Source organism: Pseudomonas sp. NBRC 100443 (assembly GCF_030268185.1).
In the GTDB taxonomy this organism is placed as follows: domain Bacteria; phylum Pseudomonadota; class Gammaproteobacteria; order Pseudomonadales; family Pseudomonadaceae; genus Pseudomonas; species Pseudomonas citronellolis.
Genome location: NZ_BSQE01000116.1, coordinates 1 through 255, shown reverse-complemented (window position 1 = coordinate 255; position 255 = coordinate 1). Strand labels below are relative to the sequence as shown.

Sequence of the window (255 nt, the reverse complement as noted above, 5' to 3'; positions counted from 1 at the left end):
TGCTGGCCTATCTGCCGGAGCTGGGACAACTGAACCGCCGCCAGATCGCCGCCCTGGTGGGCCTGGCCCCGTACAACAGCGACAGCGGGCAGAAGTCGGGACAGCGCCGAATCCGGGGAGGACGAGGAATGATCCGGCGCATCCTGTACATGACGACCTTGTCGATTATTCGCTATCAGGAAGACTTCGCCCGCCGCTACCAAGGCCTGCGCGAGAACGGTCGATGCGCCAAGGTTGCCCTGGTGGCCTGCATGC

Annotated in this window: 1 protein-coding gene; it reads left to right on the top strand. The window is 64.3% G+C overall.

Annotated elements, in window-relative coordinates; translation table 11 throughout:
- Positions 1-255 (top strand): transposase (locus tag QSJ95_RS32790; protein ID WP_285647913.1); only part of this gene is annotated, 255 nt, incomplete at both ends.